This is a genomic window from Variovorax sucrosi, assembly GCF_051216635.1.
Taxonomy (GTDB): domain Bacteria; phylum Pseudomonadota; class Gammaproteobacteria; order Burkholderiales; family Burkholderiaceae_C; genus Variovorax.
Window position 1 is genome coordinate 339,710 of sequence record NZ_JBPJZU010000007.1, and the last position, 22,872, is coordinate 362,581.

Sequence of the window (22,872 nt, forward strand, 5' to 3'; positions counted from 1 at the left end):
AGCGCAGCACTCAGCCGCCGTAGAGCCAGGGCTGGTCGAGCAGTCGCGGGCCCAGCGCCCGCATGGCGGCATCGCGGGCCACGCGCAACGGCCCCGCCGCATGGAAGATGCGGCCGTTGCGCCGCGCTCGCGCCTGCACCTGCGCATTGCGCTGCCAGCGTGCTCGTGCGTAGTGCCGCAACGCAGCGGGCACCTCGTCGCTCGACGCGCCCTGCAGGCTGGCGGCCAGCGCCACCGCATCCTCGATCGCCATGCCGGCGCCCTGCGCGAGGTAAGGCAGCATCGGATGCGCCGCATCACCGAGCAACGCGATCCGCTCGTGTGCCATCTGGGCCGGGCCGGTGAGTGGCGCGCGGTCGTGCAGCGTCCAGGCGCGCCAGGTCGGCACGGCGAGCAGGTAGCTCTGCAGCGTCATGCAGCAGCGGCCGGTGGCGCGCTGCAGGGCATCGAGACTCGTGGCCTGGTCCCAGTCGCGCGCATCGCCGGACGGCGCCGCTTCGGCCAGCACCACCACGTTGAGCAGTTCACCCCCCCGCACCGGATAGACCAGCGCGTGCAGGCGGTCGCCCAGCCACACGCGCACTTGCGTGCTGCGCTGCGCCAGCGGCAGGGCGGCCTGCGAGAGCAGGCCGCGCCAGGCGGTGTGGCCGGTAGGCCGCGGCGCGGGGCCGGGCGTTTCGAGCTCTGCGCGCACGACGCTCCACAGGCCATCCGCGCCGACCAGCGCGTCGCCTTCCCAAGCGCGTGCATCGTCGGTGGCGACGGTCACCACGTCGTCGGAACGCTCGATCTTCGTCAGGCGCGCCGGGTGGTTGAGCGCGACGTCGGCGTGCTCGCGCACGGCAGCCAGCAGCACGCCATGCAGGTCGGCACGGTGCACGCAACAGTACGGCGCGCCGTAGCGCTGCAAGGCCGTGTCGCCCAGCGGCAGGCGAGCCAGTTCATGGTCGTCGTGGGCCGCGCACACCACCAGCGTGTCGGGGCGCGCTGCGATAGCGTCGAGCGCGTCGGCCAGGCCCAGGGCATGCAGGCGGCGCACCGCGTTCGGCCCGAGCTGGATGCCGGCGCCGACTTCGGCGAAGACGGCCGACTGCTCGAGCACGTCGACCCTGTGGCCACCGCGTGCCAAGGCCAGCGCGCTCGCCAGACCGCCAATGCCGCCACCGGCGACCAGCAGTTGCAGCGCCATCCCTCAGCGGGCGGCGCTGGGCGGCGCGTCGGTGGCGGCCTGGCCGGTCTTCGCCGAGCCGCAGCTTCCACAGCTGTCGCACGCGCCGCATCCCGAGGTCTTGGCGAGCGAGGCGGCCAGCGCAGCGGCGCGGTGTGCGTCGACCAGCCCGGCGCGGTGCGAACCGGCGGCAAGCTTGGTCGCTGCGGAGCGCCGCCAGCCCGCGGGCATCCAGCGCCATATCGCATAGAACGCGGCGCAGGCGACGATCAATCCGACGATGATTTGCTGGGTCATGTCATCCGGCTCCCAAAGCGACCGCGATGCGGTAGGTGATGAAACAGGCGATGTAGGCCAGCGCGAACAGGTAGCCCGCCATGATCCACACGTACTTCCATGAATTCGTCTCGCGCTTGACTGCGGCCAGCGTCGAGATGCACTGCGGCGCGAACACGAACCAGACCAACAGCGACAGCGCGGTGGCCAGCGACCAGCTGCCCGCGAGCAGCGGCTCCAGCGCGGTGGCGACATCGTCCCCAGTGGCCGACAGCGCGTAAACCGTGCCGAGTGCGCCCACTGCCACCTCGCGCGCCGCCATGCCCGGCACCAGCGCGATCGAGATCTGCCAGTTGAAGCCGATGGGCGCGAAGATGTGCTGCAACGCGCCACCGATCCTGCCGGCCAGGCTGTACTGGATGGCCGGCCCGGTCGCGCCTTCGGGCGGCGACGGGAAGGTCGACAGGAACCACAGCAGGATCGTCAGTGTGAGGATGATCGTGCCCACGCGCTGCAGAAAGATCCAGGCGCGCTCGTACAGGCCAAGCAGCAGGTTGCGGGCATTGGGCCAGCGGTACGCGGGAAGCTCCATCATCAGCGGCGAGTGCTGCTGGTTGTCGCGGAAGCGCTTCATGACCCAGGCCACCGCCATGGCCGAGACGATGCCGAAGACGTAGAGCGCGAAGAGCACGACGCCCTGCAGGTTGAAGATGCCGCCCACGGTGCGCGCCGGGATGAAGGCCGCGATCAGCAGCGCATACACCGGCAGCCGCGCCGAACAGGTCATGAGCGGCGCGATCATGATGGTGGTCAAGCGGTCGCGCCAGTTGCTGATGGTGCGCGTCGCCATCACGCCCGGAATGGCGCAGGCAAAGCTCGACAGCAGCGGGATGAACGAGCGGCCCGACAGGCCGACGGTGCCCATGATGCGGTCCAGCAGGAAGGCCGCGCGCGGCAGGTAGCCGGAATCTTCCAGCGCGAGGATGAACAGGAAGAGGATCAGGATCTGCGGCAGGAAGACGATCACGCCGCCGACGCCGGCCACCACACCATCGACCAGCAGGCTCTGCAGCATGCCTTCGGGCACGACCGCCTTCACCGCCTCGCCCAGCCATTCGGTGCCGGCCTTGATGGCGTCCATCGGCACGTTGGCCCAGCTGAACACCGCCTGGAACATCAGGAACAGCGTGACCGCCAGCACCAGCATGCCTAACACCGGGTGCAGCACCACGCGGTCGATGCGGTCGCTGGTGGCGAGGCTGCCGACCGGCTCGGTCACGGCCAGGCCGAGGATGCGACGCACCTCGCGCTGGGTGGCGAGCACGTCATCGAGCCCGGGGGCGAGCCAGGGCACGGGGGCCGCCGCCACCACCGGTGTGTCGAGCGCGGCGAGCAGATCGCGCGCGCCCCCGGCGTGCACGCCCACCGTCTCGATCACGGGGATGCCGAGTTCGCGCGACAGCACCGCGGCGTCGACCACAATGCCCTGCTTCTTCGCCATGTCGGTCATGTTCAGCGCCATGACCATCGGCAGGCCGAGCTTCTTCGCTTCGAGCACCAGCCGCAGGTTGAGACGCAGGTTGGTGGCGTCGGTGACGCAGACCAGCAGCTCGGGGAGCGGCTCCTTGCTCTGGCCGGTGACGACATCGCGCGTGACGGCCTCGTCGGCCGACAGCGCGTTGAGGCTGTAGGCACCGGGCAGGTCGAGCACGAACACGCGCCGGCCGGCAGCGGTCTGCAACACGCCCTCCTTGCGCTCGACCGTCACGCCGGCGTAGTTGGCCACCTTCTGGCGGCTGCCGGTCAGCAGGTTGAACAGCGCGGTCTTGCCGCAGTTGGGGTTGCCGAGCAGCGCGATGCGTGCGGGTGGCACGTGCGGCGCCGCGGCGCCCGGGCGGAACGAAAGAGCGGCTTCAACCATGCTGCGCGGCTCCGGGCGTCACGCGGATGAACGACGCCTCGTGACGGCGCAGCGCGAAGGTGGTGTGCCCGAGGCGCACGGCCAGCGGCTCGCGGCCAGGGACTCCGCTCGCGACGATACGCACCGCCTCGCCCGGCACGAAACCGATCTCGGTCAGACGCAGTGCCAACTCTTGTTCCTCAACAACGGCCGACCGCACGACGTCCAACACCGTCGCCCATTGATGGCTGGGCAATTCGTCCAGGCGGATAGAGGCTGCGACACCAGCCGCGGAAAGAGGAATGGTCATGCAGAGTGTGGTTCGTTCTTCTCAGAATGAGAATTATTACTGAAACGGATTCACCCTGGTTTCGACGGGCCGCCATCGCCCGCTCGGCATCGACGAACGCGCCGTTGACAAGGCCAACACGGACGATCCGCGAGGATGAGGAACCAGTGCTGCCGCTGACACGTCGGCGATGCCAGCCCTGCGCGTAGGGATTGGCTTCCGCAAAAGCTGCCACTTTGTGCACTTTTGCGCGGCTCCGTACTGGCACATCGGCCGTACTTCGAATTTAATCGTCGGAAATATAAGAGTTCAGGGAGTTGGTTGTGAATACACAGAATGTTGTGTGGGGCGCCTGTGCGCGCGCCACAAGCCGGCCTTCGGCGGCTGCGGCCTGGTTGATTGTGGCCGTCACTCTCACCGCGTGTGGTGCACCTGCACCAAAAGACTATGGTGGCTCCTGGGCGCCGGTGAACCGGTTCCAGAGCACCTTCACTGAGATCCCACTCTCGCCAGCCTATACGTTCTACGCGTCTCCCATGGATGGGACGCTCAGAACCATGCTCAACCGCTGGGCCTCAGACAATGGGCTGCAGTTGTCCTATCAGATAGGGTCCGACTTCACGCTCCATCAACCCGTGGCGAAGGTTCGCACCAACGACATCCAATCCGCCGTGGGTGAACTGAGCGCCATCTACGCGCCACATGGCATAGCCATCGCGGCTGACAGCAAGCAGATCGTTGTTCGGGCTGCAGGCGCTGCTGCACCGGCCGCAGCAGGGCCGCACTGATGTTCAAGAAGAACCCGTCGACCTCGAAGATCGACGAAGCCGTCGCCCAATCGGTCAACTTTGAACTCACCGTGGCCGACATGGCGCGCCGCAGCGAGAAGCGCGCTTGGTGGGTTGCAGGCAGTGCCGTGGTCATGTCGCTGGTGCTTCTGGGTGGCTACTTCTATGTGCTGCCACTCAAGGAAAAGGTGCCGTATCTGGTCATTGCCGATGCGTACACGGGTACCAGCACCGCCGCGCGCCTGACAGACGATGCCGCCTTGCAACGCATCACCACGAGCGAAGCGATCAACCGCAGCAACGTGGCCCACTTCATCCTGGCACGCGAGTCATACGACCTCGCGATCACCAATTTGCGCGACTGGACCAGGGTGCTGACCATGTCGTCAGGGAACGTCTCCGGCGGCTACACCAACCTGTATTCGTCGGGCAATCCCGCCAACCCGTACACCCTTTACGGCAAGGACAAAGCCATCAGGGTCCGCATCCTGAGCATCACCCTGATCGGTGGCGGGGGCGGCGATGTTCCCAAGGGCGCCACCGTGCGCTTCCAGCGCAGCGTCTACAACAAGCAGAACGGCTCCTCAGCGCCGCTGGACAGCAAGATCGTGACGATGGCGTTCACCTACAAGTCGAACCTCACGATGGACGAGCAGCAGCGGATCGAAAATCCGCTCGGCTTCCAGGTTACCGACTATCGCGTGGATACCGACTACGCCTCGTCACCGCCCGAAGAAGTCCTCAGCAATCCCAAGCCCGCCGAAAGCATGCCCGCGATGCCCGGCGCGGCGCTCCCGGCGGGTACCGCGGTCCTTCCTGGTGCGGTAGGTAGTGCCCAAGCGGTGGCTCCACCTGCGCAAGCCGTCATGCCAACCACCCCTCCTCCACCCAGTTTCGGGGTACCAGGCGCGCCCGCGCCCACCGCCCCAGCCGCCCTGCCGACAGGTGCCAATCAGGGAACGCGCCGCCGATGAAATCACCACAGTCCAACAACCGCCGACGGGCGCTGATGGCCGCAGCGTGCGCAGTCATCGTCTGCGCCATGCCCTGCGCCTTTGCGCAAACCGTCCAGATGTACGAGTACCAGCCCGACCGCATCTACCCGATACGTTCCGGCCTGGGCATCAGCACGCAGATCGAACTGAGTCCCGACGAAAAAATCCTCGACTACAGCACCGGCTTCAGCAGCGGCTGGGACCTGAGTCGTCGCGACAACGTCTTCTACCTGAAGCCGAAGAACGTCGATGTGGACACCAACATGATGATCCGCACCGCGACCAATTCGTACATCTTCGAACTCAAGGTCGTGGCCACCGACTGGCGAACCCTGGAGCAGGCGCGCAATGCGGGCGTCCAATACCGGATCAAGTTCACCTATCCCGCCGACATGAGCTTCGGCAAGGAAGCCAAACACGTCGCCGAGGCACCCGCGCTCAACACGGGTTTGCTCAAGGACCGGAGCTACAACTTCGAGTACGACTTTGCCAGCAGCAGCGCCGGCGCAGCCTGGCTGGTTCCGGTCAATGTCTACGACGACAGCCGCTTCACTTACATCAAGCTGAGCGACCTCAAGCAGTTCCCGACGGGCAACTTCCCGACCGTCTACATGCGCCAGAAGGAGCGCGACGAAGACTCCGTGGTGAACACCACCGTCGAAGGCAGCACCCTCATCGTCCACGGGACCTATCCCTACCTGGTCATCCGCCACGGCGACAACGTCGTGGGTCTTCGCAGGAACACCGTCCAGTGAACCAACATCCTCCTTCCAGCCCAGGAGACGCCCCGCCTGACCATGGCCGGCAAGATCCCAATCCTTATTCGAGGCAGTTCGAGGGCATCGGAGCGCCCGCTGCACCCAACCTCGACGCGCATGCGCCGGAGCTCAAATCCAGCGAAATGCAACGCATGAATCGCCGCGCCCTCGGGTTCCTGGCGGTCTTGGTGCTTCTGCTCGGACTGGCCGCCACCTGGATGGTCAGCAACGCGATGCGCCCCGACAAGCCGCAAGTGGCCAAGGAAGAAGTGGTGACGGTCCCCGCGGCGCCCCACCTGCCGCCCCCGCCCCGGGCCGCCACGCCGCCAACCCCGGCCATTCCCTTGGCCCAGCCGTTGCTGCCACCTCTTCCGCCGATTCCGCCCGCACCGCAAGGCCCACAAGGTCCGACGCTCATGGAGCGGCGCATGGCATCGAGCGCGGGCACGATTGCAGTGGGTCCCGCAGATGCTGGCCAACCCGAACAAGCGCAATATCCTGGTATGGCGCCAGGTATGGGCGGTATGCCCGGCATGGGCGGTATGCCCGGCGCGGGCGGCGACCAGGGCATCGCGCCGAACAGCGCCTATCGCATGAAGCCGCTGTCGGCCGTGTCGAGCGCACAAGCCCTTGTCCATCCGAACGTGCTCATGCTGCGCGGCACCTACATCCGCTGCGTGCTGGAGACGCACATCGTCAGCGACATTCCAGGCTTCACGTCCTGCGTCGTGACCGAGCCGGTCTACTCCGTCACCGGCAAGCGCATGTTGCTGCCAAAGGGCTCCAAGGTACTTGGAAAGTACGACACCGAACCCAATGGCAACCGCATCGCCGTCATCTGGGACCGCATCGTCACCCCGAACGGGATCGATGTGAACATGGCCAGTCCCGGCGTCGACAACCTGGGTGGCTCAGGTCATCCGGGCCACCTCGATCAGCACTGGGCCCAGCGCATCACCTCGGCGCTGCTGATCAGCATGTTCGCCGACGCCTTCAAGTACGCGGCGGCACAGTACGGCCCCGGTTCGACGACTGTCTCGAACGGTGGGCTCGCCGTCCAGTCGCCTTACGAGAGCACCACCGCGCAGACGTTGCAGAACCTGGCCAATCAGGCCGTGCGCCGCAACGCCAACCGGCCCGACACGGTCACCATCAACCAGGGCACCGTCGTCAACGTCTACGTCGCCAAGGACGTCGACTTCAGCGCCGTGGTGGCGAGCTTCTGACACGGCATTGCTTCATATGACCGAAGAACGCGTTGCCACCGTCTCAAACGAATTTCTGGATTACCAGTACCAGGTGCTGGGTATCCGGGACTTCATGCAGTCGCCCGACGTCACCGAAATCTGCATCAACCGGCCTGGCGAGATCTACCTCGAAAACCGTTCCGGCTGGCAACGCGTCGAGGTGCCAGGCCTCACCGCCGCGCGGGCGCTGCAGTTCTGCACCACCGTGGTCAACGAGAGCAACACGGGCCAGCGCATCACCGACGTCAACCCGGTCGTCTCGCTGACCTTTCCCACCGGCCAGCGCGCCCAGTTCGTCATTCCCCCGGCCGTCGAAGCGAGCCAGGTGTCCATCACCATCCGGCTCCCGTCCAGGCAGACCCGCACCCTGGGCCAGTACCACGAGGACGGGTTTTTCGACCAGCTGCTCGAAGAAAAACCAGGGCTCAGCGCCCACGACAGTGAACTGCTCGAACTGCGCGCCGCAGGGCGCTACGCGGACTTTTTCAAGCAAGCCGTCCTTCACAAGAAAAACATCGTGGTCTCGGGGGCCACCGGCAGCGGCAAGACCACTTTCATGAAGTCGCTCGTCCACCACATCCCGTCCGATGAGCGCCTCGTCACCATCGAAGACGCGCGCGAACTCTTCATCGAGCAGCCCAACGTGGTGCACCTGCTCTACTCCAAGGGAGGCCAGAGCACCGCCAACATCAGCGCCAAGAATTGCATGGAAGCCTGCCTGCGCATGAAGCCCGACCGGATCATCCTGGCCGAATTGCGCGGCGACGAAGCGTTCTACTTCATCCGCAACTGCGCCTCAGGCCACCCGGGCTCCATCACGAGCTGCCACTCGGGCAGCACCGAGCAAACCTGGGACCAGCTGGCGCTCATGGTCAAGGCATCGAGCGAAGGCGCCGGGCTCGAATTCGCCACCATCAAGCGCCTGCTCATGATGACCATCGACATCATCGTGCACATCAAGGCCCATGCGGGGCGGCGCTACATCACGGGCATCGACTTCGACCCCGGTCGCCTCGCGCCGTCGGGCGCCTCCTGAGGCTGAGGGAGCAAACACCGTGTTGCCGGGAATGGAAGCCATCGCCTGCCCCAACCTCGCCATTCCGGCGCAGGTGATGCGGCACGTCGTGCACGTCGAGTCCGGCGCCAATCCGTTCGCGATCGGCGTCGTGGGGGGCCGGCTCGTGCGCCAACCCAAAACGCTTGAAGAAGCGGTGGCCACGGCGCAAATGCTCAAGTCCAAGGGCTACAACTATTCGCTGGGTGCAGCGCAAGTCAATCAGGTCAACTTTCGCAAGTACGGGTTCGACACCCATGAGAAAGCCTTCGATTTTTGCGCCAATCTGGCCGCCGGTGCCCGCATTCTGGCCGACTGCCATGCTCGCGCCCGCGGCGACTGGGGCAAGGCCTTCAGCTGCTACTACTCCGGCAACTTTGTGACCGGCTTTCGCAGCGGCTACGTGCAGAAGGTCTTCGATTCGATCAACCGCGGCGTCACCCTGGCACAAGCACCGGCCGCACCACCCGCCGCGATCCCCCTGCATCCGGCCAGCGCGCCGCCAACCGCCGCCGCCGTGCCAGCATCCATGCCTGCCCCGGCAGACGGCCGGTCCGTCGCAGCGGTGCCATCCACTACCGCGGCATCGCGCATCTCGATGCGCGTGGTTCCGCTGGGTGCTTCCACGCCACCCGTTGCTGCGCCTGCAGTTGCGGCCACCCGGGCGCCCGCCTCGCCACTTGGCGCACCTGCACCTGCGGGCGCCCCCGATGTCTTCGTGCCCCAGGTTCGCCATCCAGGCGCGGCCAACGTGCCGGCCGCAGCAGCACAAGCCGCGCCGCCCGACCGCCCTGCCGGCGACGGCGCCTTCGTTTTCTGACCCCCGGCCATCACTTTTATCAACCAGAGAGGAACTCACCATGCACCGCCCACACAACAACACCGCTTCGTCGTTCGCCAGCAGCGCGGGCGCGCGCACGCTTCGCGATCTCGCCATTGCCGCGCTGATCGTCCTGCCTTGCCTTGCTGCGCAGGCTGCAGGGCAGGCAGACGGCGGGCTCGGGGACACCGCCTGCGGTTTTGTCAAAACCATCGTCGGCGTGCTCAACGCCGTGTCGATCGTGGTGGTCACCGTCGCCATCATTTTCTCGGGCTACCAGATTGCCTTCGCCCACAAGCGCATCAGCGACGTTGCGCCGGTCTTCATCGGTGCCCTGCTGATCGGCGCGGCCACCCAGATCGCCAAACTCTTCCTTGGCAGCAGCTCCACCGTCGGCGGCGGCACCAGCTGCTCGGCCAGCATCACGGTCGATCCCCTGACCCAACTCGCCGGCATCGTGCAGTCGCTGGCCCACTATGCATAAAAACGCGATGTTCCGCGGCTGCACCCGCCCGCCCATGTTCATGGGCGTGCCCTACGTGCCCTTTTTCGTGGGCGCGGGCGGATGCATGTTGTTGGCCATGTACTTCAACCTGTTCTATCTGCTGCTGATCCCTCCGGTCATCTTCGTCATGCGAATGATGGCCAAGCGCGACGAAATGATCTTCCGGCTGCTCGGGCTGCGCCTGCAGTTCCGTGTCCGCACGCGCAACATCGCACAGCATGAGGGTATGTGGGTGTTCACGCCCAACGTGTACCGCGGGCAATCCAAAGACAACGTCTAGAAGAAGCCGGGGGCCGAACCATGTCCACGCCGCCCTTCAGCCCTGACACCACCCGGAAAGCCGCCATCAAGCAGTTCACTACCAACCCACTTTCAACGGTCGTTGCTCGCATCGCGCTCTCCATGGCGGCCGTTGGCTTCACGGTTGGCGCTGCTGCGCAGGGCGTGCTGGTGAACGACAAGGTGTCCATCGCCAAGCAGGTAGCGGAATATGGCGAGCAAGCCACGCGCTGGACGAAGACGCTTGCGCAGTACAAGCAGATGATTGCCACGGTCATGAATCTCGATTTCAAGAGCCTGTTGCCCACCGCTCAACTCCAGAAGATCACCGACACCGCCAAGCTCATACAGCAGGCCTGTCCAGGCTCGGGCAGTCTGGTTACCGACCTCATCAGCAGCATCGGACCCATGGATTTCAACAGCGCCTCTATCAAGCAGAACCAGGACCGGATCTGTCAGAACATCGTCCAGCTGCGAATCACGAGCTACAACGAAACCGTTGACATGCTCGGTCGCTTGCAACAGTACAACGGCCTGTTCCAGCAGATCGACCAGTTGCGCAACATGGCTTCAGGTTCCGAGAGCTCCGTGGGCGACATGCAAGCCAACACCAATGAGGCCGTACGCAATACCAACAAGCTGCAAAACGAAATGAGCAATTGGCAAGCGCGCATGACCATCTACGAAACGGCCATCAAGACTCTGGAGAGTCAGCAATCCGTTCTTGCCAGCGTGGCTTTGAAGGGCAAAGCTTCGTTGACAGGCAAAGCGATCCAGGCAGCAACCTTTGCCGGCGCGTTCTCCTCGCATTGAGCCCGGACCACCAGAAACGCGACGCCATGAAACCCGAACTGCAAGCCAAAGTCCGATGGGTATCGGCCAATTTTCAGAGTGAACTCGTGGCCCTCGTCTGGGTCGCGCTGATCTATATCTGGTTCAACACCGACCGGGCCATCTACATTCTCAAATCTCCTTGGGGATCGGCCTTCCTGCTTTTCAGCGTCATTGTGTCGATGCTCGTCATGATCTGGTCGCTGAAACAGGCGTGGCGCAAACTCGCTGGCGAAGTGACGTGGTGGGGCCAAGCGATCAAACACGTCAAACAGACGGCGGCGCATGCCCTCCAGGAGGCACACGAGCATGCCGCAAGCAACGACTCGAAATAACGTCCGGACGCAATTCATCCGGACTGGCCCTCTACTTCAAAAAATCGCGCCCCCCGTCGCCCAAAGATCATCATGGAAGTCAACACAGATTTTCTTTTCTTCACTCTGATCTACAACTGGATCAGCGAGGAAATCACCTTATTCGGCCGTGGTCTGATGGCCCGCTCCATGATTTGGGTCAGCACTGTCGCCTTGATCCTCATGACCTTGTGGATCCTCATCCAGGGTTACCGCATGATCAGCGGCCAGTCGCGCGAGTCCCTGATGGGCGTGTTCGTCAACATGAGCCGCAACGCCGTCATCGTGGTTGCAGCCACCACCATGGCGGTGGGCTCGGTGGATCTGCACCGGTTCTTCACGCAGGATCTGGCTCGCGGCATCAATCACCTGGTCACGGGCAAGGACGAGTCGCCGGTCAAGGCGATCGACGAGAACCTGGCCTGGACTCAGGTGGCGATGGGGGCCATCGAGAGCGTGAAGACTCCTGCCAACGACATCGCCAACACCGCCGCACAAGGCAAAGCATCGCTCATGGCCATGCTGGGCGTGGCCGGCCCGCCGATGACAGCCGGCGCGATGCTGTTGATGTACCAGATGGCCATGATGTTGTTCATTGGCCTGGGGCCCATTTTCATCCTGTGCCTGTTGTTCGACACGACCAAGCCGCTGTTTCACAACTGGGTGAAGTACGGCATTGCGACCTTGTTCGCGATGGCAGTGCTGGACTTCACGACCTCCATCGTGATGAAGCTCATGCTGCGCGTGGCTGCGGCCATGTGGTCGAGCAACATCATTGGCGTGCTGACGGGGGAGACGGCCGAGGGCTTGTCGAATACGGCGATGCAGCAGGGGGGTATTGGACTGATCTTGACGCTGTTGATCGTCTCCGCGCCTCCCATGGCTGCGCAGTTCTTTGGGGGGACGTTGGGGCAGTTCTATAACCAGTCGGCAGTGAATGGGGGAGCTTCGGGTCAACAGCAAAGCCAAGGGCCAGGAGGGCAGCCGCCGGGGGGTTATGCAGCGCCGGCTCCCCAAACGACGCAAACGGCTCCCGCAAATCAACCGCCTGGCGGTCTCAACAACCGCGCTGGCGTCCCACCATCTCCTCCTCAAACCGACACCGTCAAGGTGCAGTAATCGACTTCAGCAGAATTGATCATGTTCACAAGTTTCTTGCGCGGTTTACTGGTAACGGGCCTGTGTTTTTTGTGGGCTGGCATCGTGCATGCGCAGGCCGCATGTCCACCCGGCCAGATTCCCTACGGGTCAGGCAATGGACTCAATGTGTGTGGGCCGAGCAACCGCCAGCAGTCAGCCCCGCAGCCGCCCGCCCCGCAGTGGGAGAGTCGATGGGGGGCGATTGCTACGGATGCACCCAAAGGTGTTATCGGTGCAACCGTTGACAAGCCAAGCAAGCGAGAAGCCTCGCAAGCGGCGGTAAGCGATTGCCAGCAGCAAGGCGGCGTGAATTGCAGGATTGACGTCGCGTATGACAACCAGTGTGCCGTGCTTGTGGTGGGCGTTAACGGCTACAACACTCCCAATGCCGCCACTGTAGAAAAAGCCACCGAACTTGGCATGAAGACATGTCGTGAGGCAGGAAGCACAGACTGCCGCGTTCTCTACTCCGCCTGCAGCCTGCCGGTGCGAATTCGGTGAATGGCGATGAACCGCCTTGTTGCCACCGCCCTCTTCATTCTCTTGACCCTCACTCTCCCCGCTTGCGGACAGCCCATGAAAAAACCCGAGATCAAACTTAACCCGCAACCCAAGATGCGTTATGAACTGACGTTGACTGTTCAGGATGCACCCGGGCCATTTGAATCGGTCACGGGGTTCATGCAGTACGAGGTACAGAACGAACAGGAGTGCGTGCCAGCGGATGCCATCAGCGGGCATCATCAGCGCCTATCCATCGACCCGGACGTCGAGTTCAAGCGCGTGAGCGACAGTCAGACCTACAAGGGCACGGTCTATCTGGATTTGGTGCAGGACAGCGATTACTACGGCCTCGGAGTGTGTCGCTGGAAGATGGTTGGCTTCTCGGGCGTAATGAAGGCCGGTGAAGTGACGTTCAATCCATTTATTTCTGGCGAGCAGATTGCGAAGCTGCAGTCGAAGACTGAATACTTTGCCAAGAAGGCCTATGGCAAAACAAATATTTCAGATCGACATATCGGCGGCTCTCTGCTGGATGACTCTGTCGCCCGCTATCGCGATGAATTTTTCTCCACCACCCTGACCGCCAAGGAGGACTTCCAATGAGCATCGATGCCAACGAATACGCGCGCCTGTCCGACGATTCGTACAACGACCGCTCCCGGGAGAAGGATTCCAACAAGACGGTCACCATCGGCGGCATCGATTACAAGATTCTCGACGTCCACAACAACCCCAAGACGGACTACCAGGGCACGGCCTATCAGCGCGTGGACACGGGCGAAGTGATCATTGCCCACCGCGGCACCGAGTCGGTCAAGGACGGCATAGCCGATGCAGGCCTGGTCTTCAACGGACGTAACAGCCAGCTCGATGATGCAATGAAGTTCACCGAGCAAGCCATAGCGAAAGCCAAAGAGTCCGCCGAAGAAAAACACAAGCCCTTCAGCGTGTCCATCACCGGCCACTCCTTGGGCGGCACGCTGGCCGAGATTACCGCCGCCAAGACCGGTTTGCATGCCGAGACCTTCAACGCCTATGGTCCCAAGGACTTGACCGGCTTGGCACGCTATGGCGTCGATGTGCACGCCCCGCATCCGAACATCGTCAACCACGTGCGGGCCACCGACGTAGTGGGCGCCGGGGGGCCGCACTTGGGACAGGTGAAGATCTATGCCGCGGCGCAGGACATCGAGAGCCTGCGCCATGGCCGCTATATCGGGGGCTCGCCGCTGCCGGGCAATCCGCTGCTGGCGGCGAACATTTCTGCCCATACGATCAAGAATTTTCTGCCCGGCAACCCAGCATTGGGCGGTGAGTCGGTCATGAACGCGGCCAACGAGGCACGCGCGCGTGCCTATGCCGGCCCCATCGCTCAGTACCGTCATGACGTAATGAAGGGGCGGATCGACTTGCACACGGTGGCCGCCCATCATCTGCCGCCGTCGATCGCGATCCCGACCATGAGCGGTTTGCGACTGGGCGTGCAGGCGGCGGATGCGGCCAGCACGGTGGTGGCCGAGAAGGCCACGCAAGCCGTGGTGTCGGGTGCGCACACGGTCGTGCATGGCGCAAAGGCTGCCAGCCATGCCGCAGAGCAGGCCTACGATGCAGCGCGCAACAAGGTGGAGACAGGCGCTCGGCAGGCCGGCGAGGCGCTGGAGCGAACCGGCGAAGCGGTGCGCGAGGGTGCTTCCCGTGCGATGGACAAGCTCACCGACAAGTTTGGGTCGTGGCTCAGCAGCCAGGCAGGGCCGGTTCCGTTGCTGAACGATCCCATGCATCCTGGCAACGGGTTTTACAAGCAGGCCTTGGCCGGGCTGGAGAAGATCAACGTCGAGCGCGGTATTCCTTCCGATCAATACACCTGCAATGCCGCTGGCACCTTGGCTTCAGCGGCTTGTGAATCCAGGTTCAAGCAGATCGATCTTGTCGCCGTGAACGACAACGGAAGCAAGCTCATTGCGGTGCAGGGTACGCCGGGAACCGTGCATTCGAAGGTGATCGGTGTGGACACGGTGGTCGCGCTGAACACGCCGCTTGCGCAGAGTTCGCAAGCTTTCTCGGTGGCCTTCGCCGATGCGCACACCCAGCAGCAGAGCCAGCAGCAGGTGAATCGGCCTGTGCAGACGCAAACCGGACCGGTTCTGGCTTGAGTTGAGCCCACGCGCCAGCCCTTTCGTTCATCGCCCCATCGTCTTTCATCGACCATGAATACCTCGCCACAAACCATCCATCTAATGGCGGCCGAACTGTTTGGCGGATGGATTGCTTGGACGAAGACGCGCATGCGCGGTCTCGTCGCCGTCATCGTGGTGGCAGCCACCACCATGGCCGTGGGCTCGGTGAATCTGCAAAATTTCTTCACGCGCGACTTGGCCCAAGGCATCAACTACCTGGTCACGGGCAAGGACGAGTCCCCGGTCAAGGCGATCGACGAGAACCTGGCCTGGACTCAGGTGGCGATGGGGGCCATCGAGAGCGTGAAGACGCCTGCCAACGACATCGCCAACACCGCCGCACAAGGCAAAGCGTCGCTGATGGCCATGCTGGGCGTGGCCGGCCCGCCGATGACAGCCGGCGCGATGCTGTTGATGTACCAGATGGCCATGATGTTGTTCATTGGCCTGGGACCCATTTTCATCCTGCGCCTGTTGTTCGACACGACCAAGCCGCTGTTTCACAACTGGGTGAAGTACGGCATTGCGACCTTGTTCGCGATGGCAGTGCTGGACTTCACGACCTCCATCGTGATGAAGCTGATGCTGCGCGTGGCTGCGGCCCTGTGGTCGAGCAACATCATTGGCGTGCTGACGGGGGAGACGGCCGAGGGCTTGTCGAATACGGCGATGCAGCAGGGAGGCATTGGCTTGATCTTGACGCTGCTGATCATCTCTGCGCCGCCCATGGCTGCGCAGTTCTTTGGGGGGACGTTGGGGCAGTTCCAGCCGTTCTCGCAGTTGGGCGGGGCGGCGCAGCCGGCGGCGCAGGGGCCTGCGGGGCAGGCGCCGGGGGGTTATGCAGCGCCAGCTCCCCAAACGACGCAAACGGCTCCCTCAAATCAACCGCCTGGCGGTCTCAACAACCGCGCCGGCGTCCCACCATCTTCTCCTCAAACCGACACCGTCAAGGTGCAGTAATCGACTTCAGCAGACTTGATCATGTTCACAAGTTTCTTGCGTAGTTTTCTATTGATCGCCTTGTGGCTTCTTGGAACTGCGGGCGCGCATGCCGAGGGGAGTTGTCCTCCGGGCATGTATCCCAACAACCCCGGTAGCACGAGCGGAGTAAATGGCTGCAACCCCATCCCTGGCTACGGGGGTCAGCGGGCGCCGCAGCAACCGGCACCGCGATGGGAGAGTCGATGGGGGGCGATTGCGACGGACGCGCCCAAAGGTGTTATCGGCGCAACGGTCGACAAGCCAAGCAAGCGAGAAGCCTCGCAAGCGGCAGTAAGCGATTGCCAGCAGCAAGGCGGCATGATTTGCAAGATTGACGTCGCGTATGACAACCAGTGTGCCGTGCTTGTGGTGGGCGCTAACGGCTACAACACTCCCAATGCCGCCACTGTAGAAAAAGCCACCGAACTTGGCATGAAGACATGTCGTGAGGCAGGAAGCACAGACTGCCGCGTTCTCTACTCCGCCTGCAGCCTGCCGGTGCGAATTCGGTGAATGGCGATGAACCGCCTTGTTGCCACCGCCCTCTTCATTCTCTTGACCCTCACTCTCCCCGCTTGCGGACAGCCCATGAAAAAACCCGACATCAAGCTCAATCCGCATCCGAAGATGCGCTATGAAATCACTCTGACCATCGAGGGTGCGCCGGGGCCGTTCGATGCCGTGAAGGGATCCGTTGGCTATGAAGTGGCGAACCGCAATTGCGTACCGCTCACCCCTTTCAGCGGCGCCACGCTAGTTCCAAGAAAGCGTGTACCGATGGCACTGGCCCGCGTGAGCGACAAGGTCTACAAGGGTGAACTTTATGTCGATCTGTTGACGGACGAGGACTACTTCGGGCAGGGCCTTTGCCGCTGGTCCATGCCCTTTGCGGACTTCGACTTGCAGATCGGCAACCAGATGTTCGCCCACTCCATTGCGCTTGACGACATTTTGGCGAGGAAGGCTGCCACGCGCTACTTCAACAAGAAGTCCTATTTCAGCCAGGAGGCCAAATCAAAGCGGGGTGACCATCCGTTCATCGACGATGGCAATGCACTCCGCGCCGACTTCAAGGAACCGAACAACACATTCTCGATGACGCTCACCGCCGAGGAGAAATTCCAATGACGATCAAGTCCACGGACTACGCACTGCTTGCGCAGGATTCGTACAACAAACCTGATCCGGCCAAGAACATCGTGTTAGATGGGGTGACCTATCGAGTCTTCGACCATGCCGACAATCCGAAATCTGGTCTCCAGGCCACGGCCTACCGGCGCGTCGACACGGGCGAGGTGGTCATTGCCTTTCGCGGCACCGAATTCGGCCGCGAACCGGTGCAAGACGGCCTCGTCGATGCAGGCATGGCCTTGGCCGGCATCAATGCCCAGGCGCCTGATGCACATGCCTTCACGCAGAGGGTCATGGCTCAATCAAAAGCTTATGCGGAGAGCAATGACCGCCCTCTCAACGTCACCGTCACCGGCCACTCGCTGGGCGGCACGCTGGCCCAGCTGGAGGCGCACAAATTAGGCCTCAAGGGCGAAACCTTCAACGCCTTTGGCGCGGCCGGACTGATACATGGCGTCCCCAAAGGCGGCCACCAAGTCATCAACCATGTTCGTGCAGGCGATGCGGTCAGTGCGGCCAGTGCGCACTTTGGCGAGGTGCGGGTCTATGCAGTCCAGCAGGATATCGACACGCTGAGCAAGGAGGGGTACCGCGACAACGGCGGCACTCTGAGTGTGCGCAATCCCGCCAGGGCAACCGATTTCAGCGCGCATGCGATCGACAACTTCGTGCCCAACGGCAAGACGCTGGGTTACTCGATCATCTCGCGGGAAAACCAGGCGCAGTACCACGCCCATCACGGCATGATTGATCGCTACCGCAACGACATATACAACGCCCGTGCCATCACATCTGTTCCGCTGAAAACTGGGGTGCAGGCCGGGCAGGCGGTCGGTCACGGCATTGAGGCAGCCGGCCATGCCGCCAAACAAACCTACGACACCGCAAGCACCGCGGTCGTCCACGCGGCCGAAACGACTGGCAAGGCTGTGGTTTCGGGCGCAAAGGCCGCCGGCCATGCCGCAGAGCAGGCCTACGATGCAGCGCGCAACAAGGTGGAGACAAGATCCCGGCAGGCAGGCGAGGCGCTGGAGCGAACCGGGGAAGCGGTGCGCGAGGGTGCTTCCCGCATTCTCGACAAGGTCGGCCATCCAGGGTCGTGGTTCAGCAGCCAGACAGGACCGGTGCCGCTGTTGAACGATGGCCAACACTCTGGCAACGGGTTCTACAAGCAGGCCTTGGCCGGGCTGGAGAAGATCAATGCCGAGCGCGGTATTCCTTCCGATCAATACACCTGCAATGCCGCCGGCACCTTGGCTTCAGCGGCTTGTGAATCCAGGTTCAAGCAGATCGATCTTGTCGCCGTGAACGACAACGGCAGCAAGCTCATTGCCGTGCAGGGAGAGCCGGGAACCGCGCATTCCAAGGTGATCGGTGTGGACACGGTGGTGGCGCTGAACACGCCCCTTGCGCAAAGTTCGCAAGCTTTCGCGGTTGCTTTCGCCGATGCGCACCAGCAGCAGCAGGACCAGCGCTCGCAGCAGGTGAACCAGCCTGTGCAGGCGCAGGCTGCGTCGATCCTGTCGGTCTGAGCAACCGTATCCGCTGCAAGCCACACAACATCATCATTTCAATCAGTACCAGGGAGGTATTCATCATGAAACTACGCACCTTTTCCGCCACTCTCGCGCTGACCACGGCCTTGGGTCTCGGCCTGAGCACTCCCACTCGCGCGCAGGCCCCGGAGCCCTGCGCGGTCTTTCTGTGCATGGCCAGCATGTCCGGATACGGCAGCCCGAGCCCCGGCTGCACAGCGCCGATCACGGTCTTCCACAGCATCCAAATATGGAGCCCGAAGTTCAACTCGTCGGCTACTGCATCGGCACGCAGGTCGTATCTGATGAGCTGTCAGGGTGCCACCGGCCCGAATCAAGCCGTTCTGGAATCCATCATCGCGCAGTGGGGCTACGCACCCTGAGACCCCGCCACCCCATCGCTCGAGTCGACAAGCACCGCTGGAGGATTGCGGTGCGTCGGCGACAACGATTCGAGTGCACGGCCTGTGCGTGGCGAATGCGGAGGTTCTCTTTGCGTGCGCCCTTCAGCGCAACAAGAAGCTGATGAACCCTGTGATCCGACCGGGTCACGGTCCGCCGTCCCGGACAAACACTTGCTTCTGAGGCTTCCTCGAACACCGCCCCTCTCTACAAAGACCTACGCCATGTCCACGCCGCCCTTCAGTCCTGACACCCCCATCAGCGAATTCATCCCGCTGTCTACGCACGTGTCTCCTACCGTGCTCAAGACCACGGGTGGCGACTACTTCCTGACCTGGCGACTGGAAGGGCTGCCCTTCGTCGGCCGCGAAGAATGGGAACTCGAGCACCGGCACAACACCTTCAACCGCATGCTGCAAACGCTGCGCGCGCCGGACTTCACCAATGTGGCCTTCTGGGTGCACGACCTGCGCCGCCGCCGGCACGTCAAGGACAGCAGCCAGTTCAAGGAGGCCTTCAACCAATCGCTGTCCGACGCGTACTTCAAAGGGCTCTCGGCGCAAAAGCTCATGCAGAACGAGCTCTACGTGACGATGCTCTACCGCCCCGTGGTCTCGGGCAAACGCTTCGTCGAGAAATCCACCGACACGTCGCGCCTGGCGTGCGAACAGCAACAAGCCATCGACAAAGTACTGGAACTGGCCGGCAACATGGAGGCCGTGCTCAAGGACTACGCGCCCACGCGCCTGCGCATGTACGAGGCCACCAACGGCATCGTCTTTTCGGAAACCCTCGAATTCTTCGGCTACCTGCTCAATCGCGTCGGCGAGCCCGTGCCGGTGCTGAAGGCGCCTGTCTATCGCTACCTGGCCGTCAGCCGCCAGCGCTTCTCGGCCAAGACCGGTGACTTCGTGCTGACCACACCCAACGGCGTCAATCACTTCGGCGCCATCCTCAATGTGAAGGAATACCCCGACGGTACCCACCCCGGCATCCTCAACGGGCTCAAGTACCTCGACTTCGAATACGTCATCACCCATTCATTCAGCCCCATGGGGCGGCACGACGCGCTCAAGGCGCTCGAGCGCACCAAGGGCATGATGATTTCGTCCGGCGACAAGGCCGTCAGCCAGATCGTCGAGCTCGATCAGGCCATGGACCAGATTTCGTCCGGCAACTTCGTGCTGGGCCAGTATCACTTCACCATCGCCGTCTACGCGCCCGACCAGGCGACGCTTTCCCAGCACATCGCCACCACCCGCGCCGAGCTCTCCAACGCGGGCTTTGTCTCGATCAAGGAAGACCTGGCCGTCACCGCTGCGTTCTACGCGCAATTTCCCGGCAACTGGAAATACCGCACCCGGCTGGCCAGCGTCAGTTCGCTCAACTTTCTGGGCATGTCGCCACTGCACAACTTCGCCAGCGGCAAGCGCGACAACAACCCCTGGGGCCCGTGCGTCACCACACTGCAGACGGTCAACGGCCAGCCCTACTACTTCAACTTCCACGCCACGCTGCCCGGCGAAAACTCGCTGGGCGAAAAGGCCATTGCCAACACCATGGTGATCGGCAAGTCTGGCACTGGCAAAACGGCGCTCATCAACTTCCTGCTCAGCCAGATTCAGAAGCTCGACCCGTCGCCTACCATATTCTTCTTCGACAAGGATCGCGGCGCCGAGATCTTCGTGCGCGCCTGCGGCGGCAACTACCTCTCGCTGGAAAACGGGCAGCCCACCGGCTTCAACCCGTTCCACTGCGAACGCACCGAGGCCAACGTCCAGTTCCTGAGTGACCTCGTCAAGGTGCTGGCCGCCAAGCCGGTCTACACCTCCCGCGAGGAAGACGACATCTTCCGCGCCGTCGAGGCCATGCTCGACACCCCCGAGCATCTGCGCAACATGACCAACTTCCAGAAGAGCCTGCCCAACATGGGCGACGATGGCCTCTTCATCCGCATGCGCAAGTGGACCGCGGGCAACTCGTTGGGCTGGGTGTTCGACAACCCCAAAGACACCATCGACCTGACAAAGGCCAACATCATTGGCTTTGACTACACCGATGTCATCGACAACCCCGAGGTACGCGTCCCGGTCATCAACTACCTGCTGCACCGGCTCGATGCGCTGATCGACGGCCGCCGCCTCATCTACGTAATGGACGAGTTCTGGAAAATTCTCGACGGCGGCGGCGCCCTCAAGGACTTTGCCAAGAACAAACAGAAGACCATCCGTAAACAGAACGGCATGGGCATCTTCGCCACCCAGAGCCCCGAAGACGCGCTGGGCAGCGACATCTCGGCCGCGCTCATCGAGCAGACGGCCACCATGATCCTGCTGCCCAACCCCAACGCCAGCCGCAAGGACTACATCGAGGGCCTGAAGCTCACCGAGTCCGAATACCAGGTGGTGATCAGCCTGGACGAACGCTCACGACGCTTCCTCGTCAAGCAAGGCCACATGTCCTCGGTGTGCCAGCTCGACCTGCGCGGCATGGACGACGCGCTGGCCGTCATTTCAGCCTCCACCGACAACATCGAAATCCTGCACGGCGTGCTGGACGGGAGTGCCAGGGCCGAGGGCACCTCCATCAACGAACTGCGGCCCGAGCAATGGTTGCAGGACTTCTATGACAACCGCAAGGGCAGCGGCAAGCGCGTGACTGCGCCCGCCGACCAGCCCGTTGAGCGCGCGGCGCGTCCACGACTGATCGCCTGATCGCCCGAGAACCACCATGAATCGCATCAAACACCACCGTCGACTTCTAAGCTCCATCGCAGCCCGTGCGGCCCTCTCGCTTGCCGTGGTGTTCGCGGGATCAGCCCATGCCGATTGGGCCGTCAACGACAAGGACGCCAACGAAAAGCTCGAGGAAATTCAAGACCGCATCGGCAAAGGCGATCTGAACAAGACTGCCTCCGACCTCCTCAACCAAATCAAGACCAAAGTCCCCAAGCTGGACTTCACGCCTACGCTGACACCCAACAACCAACTCCAGAAAATCTCGGACACCTCTGGCTACGTGCAACAAGCCTGTCCCAGCCAAAGCGGCGGCGCGTTAGGCGCGGTGGGCAGCGCATTGGGCGCTGCCGCAGGGGCTGGCGGCGCCAGTCCGAACATCACCAGCATCGCCACCATCAGCGCAACCAACTCTTCTTCGATCAAGCAGCAGATCTGCCAGCAGCTCATTCAGTTGCGCGTTCAGGCCTTCAACGACAGCATCGAGATGGCGAACCGCTTCCAGCAATACAGCGATCTACTCACGAAGATCGACGACAACCGCAGGTCTATCTCGAACCAGGGCGACCTGTGGGCCAACACCAACGAGTCTTTGCGCACCATCGGCAAGCTGCAAGCCGAAATGGGCTTCTGGCGTACCCGTCTGGGGGCCTACGAGTCCGCCATCAAATTCCACGAAGGCCAGCAAAGCGCCCTCTCCCAGACCGCCATCAAAGGCAGCGGCGGCGGTCTTCCCAGTGTGGGCCAACTCATCCAGACAGGCGCCCTGGCAACCGCACTGGCCATCAAGTAAAGGCGCCTGATCATGGAAATGGCCTATTTCGCGCTGATCTACGCCTGGGTCGACGACCGGATCAACACCTTCCGCGACAACTTCATGCAGAACACCATGACGGCAGTCGCGGCCATCGCCCTTGTGCTCTTCACAGCCTGGATCATGGTGCAGGGCTTTCGCATCCTCACCGGCCAGTCGCGCGAGCCGATGATGGGCTTGGTGGTCAATG

General features: G+C 62.9%; 26 protein-coding genes. 22 read left to right on the plus strand and 4 right to left on the minus strand.

Translation table 11 applies throughout. The features are described 5' to 3' along the window. Window positions 1–10: 10 nt before the first annotated feature. From ACSFBE_RS16125 to ACSFBE_RS16140, 4 genes are read right to left on the minus strand one after another with little or no spacing between them, the layout of a single operon-like run. Window positions 11–1,189 (minus strand): FAD-dependent monooxygenase, encoded by a 1,179-nt coding sequence (locus ACSFBE_RS16125; RefSeq protein ID WP_435491405.1) that lies wholly within the window; start codon window positions 1,187–1,189, stop codon window positions 11–13. 3 nt (window positions 1,190–1,192) lie between these two features. Then, window positions 1,193–1,465: a DUF6587 family protein gene (locus ACSFBE_RS16130; protein WP_435491406.1), complete on the minus strand. Its 273-nt coding sequence runs from the start codon at window positions 1,463–1,465 to the stop codon at window positions 1,193–1,195. A 1-nt stretch (window position 1,466) separates the two neighbouring features. Further along, window positions 1,467–3,365 carry a ferrous iron transport protein B gene (feoB, locus tag ACSFBE_RS16135; protein ID WP_435491407.1) on the minus strand — a complete coding sequence of 633 codons (1,899 nt, stop codon included), beginning with the start codon at window positions 3,363–3,365 and terminating at the stop codon, window positions 1,467–1,469. Next, window positions 3,358–3,654, minus strand: coding sequence for a FeoA family protein (locus ACSFBE_RS16140; protein WP_435491408.1), 297 nt, complete (start codon window positions 3,652–3,654; stop codon window positions 3,358–3,360). Before ACSFBE_RS16140 ends, feoB begins: the two co-directional genes overlap by 8 nt. A 536-nt stretch (window positions 3,655–4,190) precedes the next feature. On the opposite strand from ACSFBE_RS16140, the gene ACSFBE_RS16145 reads away from it, so the two are divergent. From ACSFBE_RS16145 to ACSFBE_RS16250, 22 genes are all read left to right on the plus strand, one after another. Beyond that, window positions 4,191–4,421, plus strand: a complete 231-nt coding sequence (locus ACSFBE_RS16145; protein ID WP_435491409.1) for a hypothetical protein — start codon at window positions 4,191–4,193, stop codon at window positions 4,419–4,421. Further along, the gene (locus ACSFBE_RS16150; RefSeq protein ID WP_435491410.1) at window positions 4,421–5,395 is read left to right on the plus strand and encodes a VirB8 family type IV secretion system protein; all 975 of its coding nucleotides are present in this window, start codon (window positions 4,421–4,423) and stop codon (window positions 5,393–5,395) included. Before ACSFBE_RS16145 ends, ACSFBE_RS16150 begins: the two co-directional genes overlap by 1 nt. Then, window positions 5,392–6,171, plus strand: coding sequence for a TrbG/VirB9 family P-type conjugative transfer protein (locus ACSFBE_RS16155; RefSeq protein WP_435491411.1), 780 nt, complete (start codon window positions 5,392–5,394; stop codon window positions 6,169–6,171). The genes ACSFBE_RS16150 and ACSFBE_RS16155 overlap by 4 nt, the downstream gene beginning before the upstream one ends. Further along, complete coding sequence (locus ACSFBE_RS16160; RefSeq protein ID WP_435491412.1) at window positions 6,168–7,400, plus strand: TraB/TrbI/VirB10 family type IV secretion system protein; 1,233 nt, start codon at window positions 6,168–6,170, stop codon at window positions 7,398–7,400. The genes ACSFBE_RS16155 and ACSFBE_RS16160 overlap by 4 nt, the downstream gene beginning before the upstream one ends. 16 nt (window positions 7,401–7,416) lie before the next feature. Next, window positions 7,417–8,457 carry a P-type DNA transfer ATPase VirB11 gene (gene virB11 / locus ACSFBE_RS16165; protein ID WP_435491413.1) on the plus strand — a complete coding sequence of 347 codons (1,041 nt, stop codon included), beginning with the start codon at window positions 7,417–7,419 and terminating at the stop codon, window positions 8,455–8,457. 31 nt (window positions 8,458–8,488) lie between these two features. Continuing rightward, window positions 8,489–9,295: a lytic transglycosylase domain-containing protein gene (locus tag ACSFBE_RS16170; RefSeq protein WP_435491414.1), complete on the plus strand. Its 807-nt coding sequence runs from the start codon at window positions 8,489–8,491 to the stop codon at window positions 9,293–9,295. 40 nt (window positions 9,296–9,335) lie between these two features. Beyond that, a complete protein-coding gene (locus ACSFBE_RS16175) occupies window positions 9,336–9,779 on the plus strand; it encodes a TrbC/VirB2 family protein (RefSeq protein WP_435491415.1) in 444 nt (147 codons plus the stop codon). A gap of 7 nt (window positions 9,780–9,786) precedes the next feature. After that, window positions 9,787–10,080, plus strand: coding sequence for a VirB3 family type IV secretion system protein (locus ACSFBE_RS16180; RefSeq protein WP_435491416.1), 294 nt, complete (start codon window positions 9,787–9,789; stop codon window positions 10,078–10,080). Between the two features lie 20 nt (window positions 10,081–10,100). Continuing rightward, window positions 10,101–10,892 (plus strand): hypothetical protein, encoded by a 792-nt coding sequence (locus ACSFBE_RS16185; RefSeq protein WP_435491417.1) that lies wholly within the window; start codon window positions 10,101–10,103, stop codon window positions 10,890–10,892. 26 nt (window positions 10,893–10,918) lie between these two features. Continuing rightward, window positions 10,919–11,245: a hypothetical protein gene (locus ACSFBE_RS16190; RefSeq protein ID WP_435491418.1), complete on the plus strand. Its 327-nt coding sequence runs from the start codon at window positions 10,919–10,921 to the stop codon at window positions 11,243–11,245. Between the two features lie 72 nt (window positions 11,246–11,317). Continuing rightward, on the plus strand, window positions 11,318–12,382 hold the full coding sequence (locus ACSFBE_RS16195; RefSeq protein ID WP_435491419.1) for a TrbL/VirB6 family protein: 1,065 nt from the start codon (window positions 11,318–11,320) through the stop codon (window positions 12,380–12,382). Between the two features lie 21 nt (window positions 12,383–12,403). After that, on the plus strand, window positions 12,404–12,904 hold the full coding sequence (locus tag ACSFBE_RS16200) for a DUF4189 domain-containing protein (RefSeq protein ID WP_435491420.1): 501 nt from the start codon (window positions 12,404–12,406) through the stop codon (window positions 12,902–12,904). Between the two features lie 75 nt (window positions 12,905–12,979). Then, window positions 12,980–13,510 (plus strand): hypothetical protein, encoded by a 531-nt coding sequence (locus ACSFBE_RS16205; RefSeq protein ID WP_435491421.1) that lies wholly within the window; start codon window positions 12,980–12,982, stop codon window positions 13,508–13,510. After that, window positions 13,507–15,060: an XVIPCD domain-containing protein gene (locus tag ACSFBE_RS16210; RefSeq protein WP_435491422.1), complete on the plus strand. Its 1,554-nt coding sequence runs from the start codon at window positions 13,507–13,509 to the stop codon at window positions 15,058–15,060. Before ACSFBE_RS16205 ends, ACSFBE_RS16210 begins: the two co-directional genes overlap by 4 nt. A gap of 54 nt (window positions 15,061–15,114) precedes the next feature. Beyond that, window positions 15,115–16,044 carry a type IV secretion system protein gene (locus tag ACSFBE_RS16215; RefSeq protein WP_435491423.1) on the plus strand — a complete coding sequence of 310 codons (930 nt, stop codon included), beginning with the start codon at window positions 15,115–15,117 and terminating at the stop codon, window positions 16,042–16,044. Window positions 16,045–16,065: 21 nt separating this feature from the next. Further along, window positions 16,066–16,578: a DUF4189 domain-containing protein gene (locus tag ACSFBE_RS16220; protein ID WP_435491424.1), complete on the plus strand. Its 513-nt coding sequence runs from the start codon at window positions 16,066–16,068 to the stop codon at window positions 16,576–16,578. 75 nt (window positions 16,579–16,653) lie between these two features. Then, window positions 16,654–17,193, plus strand: coding sequence for a hypothetical protein (locus ACSFBE_RS16225; protein WP_435491425.1), 540 nt, complete (start codon window positions 16,654–16,656; stop codon window positions 17,191–17,193). Continuing rightward, entirely contained in the window at window positions 17,190–18,728 is a 1,539-nt protein-coding gene (locus tag ACSFBE_RS16230; RefSeq protein ID WP_435491426.1) for an XVIPCD domain-containing protein, read from the plus strand. The genes ACSFBE_RS16225 and ACSFBE_RS16230 overlap by 4 nt, the downstream gene beginning before the upstream one ends. Window positions 18,729–18,793: 65 nt before the next feature. After that, entirely contained in the window at window positions 18,794–19,114 is a 321-nt protein-coding gene (locus ACSFBE_RS16235; protein ID WP_435491427.1) for a hypothetical protein, read from the plus strand. Window positions 19,115–19,357: 243 nt separating this feature from the next. Further along, the gene (locus ACSFBE_RS16240) at window positions 19,358–21,847 is read left to right on the plus strand and encodes a VirB4 family type IV secretion/conjugal transfer ATPase (protein ID WP_435491428.1); all 2,490 of its coding nucleotides are present in this window, start codon (window positions 19,358–19,360) and stop codon (window positions 21,845–21,847) included. Window positions 21,848–21,863: 16 nt separating this feature from the next. After that, window positions 21,864–22,661, plus strand: a complete 798-nt coding sequence (locus tag ACSFBE_RS16245; protein WP_435491429.1) for a hypothetical protein — start codon at window positions 21,864–21,866, stop codon at window positions 22,659–22,661. Window positions 22,662–22,673: 12 nt separating this feature from the next. After that, the coding region (locus ACSFBE_RS16250; RefSeq protein ID WP_435491430.1) for a hypothetical protein at window positions 22,674–22,872 on the plus strand (199 nt) is incomplete at its 3' end.

Coding starts and splice junctions, on each gene's coding strand:
- ACSFBE_RS16125 (WP_435491405.1), bottom strand. CDS start 1,189: ATGGCGCTGCAACTGCTGGTCGCCGGTGGCGGCATTGGCGGTCTGGCG.
- ACSFBE_RS16130 (WP_435491406.1), bottom strand. CDS start 1,465: ATGACCCAGCAAATCATCGTCGGATTGATCGTCGCCTGCGCCGCGTTC.
- feoB (WP_435491407.1), bottom strand. CDS start 3,365: ATGGTTGAAGCCGCTCTTTCGTTCCGCCCGGGCGCCGCGGCGCCGCAC.
- ACSFBE_RS16140 (WP_435491408.1), bottom strand. CDS start 3,654: ATGACCATTCCTCTTTCCGCGGCTGGTGTCGCAGCCTCTATCCGCCTG.
- ACSFBE_RS16145 (WP_435491409.1), top strand. CDS start 4,191: ATGCTCAACCGCTGGGCCTCAGACAATGGGCTGCAGTTGTCCTATCAG.
- ACSFBE_RS16150 (WP_435491410.1), top strand. CDS start 4,421: ATGTTCAAGAAGAACCCGTCGACCTCGAAGATCGACGAAGCCGTCGCC.
- ACSFBE_RS16155 (WP_435491411.1), top strand. CDS start 5,392: ATGAAATCACCACAGTCCAACAACCGCCGACGGGCGCTGATGGCCGCA.
- virB11 (WP_435491413.1), top strand. CDS start 7,417: ATGACCGAAGAACGCGTTGCCACCGTCTCAAACGAATTTCTGGATTAC.
- ACSFBE_RS16170 (WP_435491414.1), top strand. CDS start 8,489: ATGGAAGCCATCGCCTGCCCCAACCTCGCCATTCCGGCGCAGGTGATG.
- ACSFBE_RS16175 (WP_435491415.1), top strand. CDS start 9,336: ATGCACCGCCCACACAACAACACCGCTTCGTCGTTCGCCAGCAGCGCG.
- ACSFBE_RS16180 (WP_435491416.1), top strand. CDS start 9,787: ATGTTCCGCGGCTGCACCCGCCCGCCCATGTTCATGGGCGTGCCCTAC.
- ACSFBE_RS16185 (WP_435491417.1), top strand. CDS start 10,101: ATGTCCACGCCGCCCTTCAGCCCTGACACCACCCGGAAAGCCGCCATC.
- ACSFBE_RS16190 (WP_435491418.1), top strand. CDS start 10,919: ATGAAACCCGAACTGCAAGCCAAAGTCCGATGGGTATCGGCCAATTTT.
- ACSFBE_RS16195 (WP_435491419.1), top strand. CDS start 11,318: ATGGAAGTCAACACAGATTTTCTTTTCTTCACTCTGATCTACAACTGG.
- ACSFBE_RS16200 (WP_435491420.1), top strand. CDS start 12,404: ATGTTCACAAGTTTCTTGCGCGGTTTACTGGTAACGGGCCTGTGTTTT.
- ACSFBE_RS16205 (WP_435491421.1), top strand. CDS start 12,980: ATGAAAAAACCCGAGATCAAACTTAACCCGCAACCCAAGATGCGTTAT.
- ACSFBE_RS16210 (WP_435491422.1), top strand. CDS start 13,507: ATGAGCATCGATGCCAACGAATACGCGCGCCTGTCCGACGATTCGTAC.
- ACSFBE_RS16215 (WP_435491423.1), top strand. CDS start 15,115: ATGAATACCTCGCCACAAACCATCCATCTAATGGCGGCCGAACTGTTT.
- ACSFBE_RS16220 (WP_435491424.1), top strand. CDS start 16,066: ATGTTCACAAGTTTCTTGCGTAGTTTTCTATTGATCGCCTTGTGGCTT.
- ACSFBE_RS16225 (WP_435491425.1), top strand. CDS start 16,654: ATGAAAAAACCCGACATCAAGCTCAATCCGCATCCGAAGATGCGCTAT.
- ACSFBE_RS16230 (WP_435491426.1), top strand. CDS start 17,190: ATGACGATCAAGTCCACGGACTACGCACTGCTTGCGCAGGATTCGTAC.
- ACSFBE_RS16235 (WP_435491427.1), top strand. CDS start 18,794: ATGAAACTACGCACCTTTTCCGCCACTCTCGCGCTGACCACGGCCTTG.
- ACSFBE_RS16240 (WP_435491428.1), top strand. CDS start 19,358: ATGTCCACGCCGCCCTTCAGTCCTGACACCCCCATCAGCGAATTCATC.
- ACSFBE_RS16245 (WP_435491429.1), top strand. CDS start 21,864: ATGAATCGCATCAAACACCACCGTCGACTTCTAAGCTCCATCGCAGCC.